Consider the following 823-nt stretch of genomic DNA (forward strand, 5'->3'; position numbering starts at 1 on the left):
GTAAGCACGCAGTGAAGTCATCTTGATAGCCTGAGAGTCGGCAGGCATCGTGTCCGCGATGAATGATGTGGACGCAATAGATGGGGTGGTTAAGCGGGCCACCCGTCGCAAGCACAGCGCGAGATTCAAGGCGGAGGTTCTGGAGGCATGCCGCCAACCGGATGCGTCTGCTGCGGCGATCGCGAGGCTGTACAACCTGAACGCGAACGTGGTGCACAGGTGGCGCGCCGACGATCGCAAGGCAGCGGCGCCGAAGGCGCTTGAGGTTCCCAAGTTGCCGGCGCCAGCCTTTGTCGCGCTCGATGTGCAGCCCGAAGCCGAGAGGCCGATTCGCGACATCCGCATCGAGCTTAAGAGAGGCAGCGCCACTGCGGTGGTGCACTGGCCAGTGGAGTCGGCCTCGTCGTGCGCAGCCTGGCTGCGCGAGTGGCTGCGTTGATCCGCATCGATGCGGTGTGGCTGGCCACCGAGCCGATCGACATGCGTGCTGGCACCGAGACGGCGCTGGCGCGTGTCGTGAAGGTGTTCGGTGCCGCACATCCGAACCATGCGTACCTGTTCGCCAATCGGCGGGCCAACCGCATGAAGGTCCTCGTCCACGACGGCATCGGCATCTGGCTGTGTGCCCGTCGGCTGCACCACGGCCGCTTCCTCTGGGCTAACGCAAGTCTGGGCACGCAGATGGCTATGACGCGTGAGCAGCTTGACGCACTCGTGCTTGGACTGCCCTGGCAGCGTGTCGGTGCAGCGGGCGTCATCACCGTGGTGTGATCGCAGGCGGCGGTGCAATTGCTGCAAACGCCGATGACATTCGTGCGCTCGG

At 64.6% G+C, this 823-nt stretch carries 2 protein-coding genes; both read left to right on the forward strand.

Annotated features, from left to right (window positions below):
* The first annotated feature begins 58 nt into the window (after positions 1–58).
* Positions 59–439 (forward strand): transposase, encoded by a 381-nt coding sequence (locus AC07RV_RS45830; RefSeq protein ID WP_431512397.1) that lies wholly within the window; start codon positions 59–61, stop codon positions 437–439.
* Complete coding sequence (tnpB, locus tag AC07RV_RS45835; protein WP_431512396.1) at positions 436–771, forward strand: IS66 family insertion sequence element accessory protein TnpB; 336 nt, start codon at positions 436–438, stop codon at positions 769–771. Before AC07RV_RS45830 ends, tnpB begins: the two co-directional genes overlap by 4 nt.
* Positions 772–823 lie beyond the last annotated feature (52 nt).

It is taken from the genome of Variovorax sp. GW821-FHT09B01 (genome assembly GCF_059418345.1).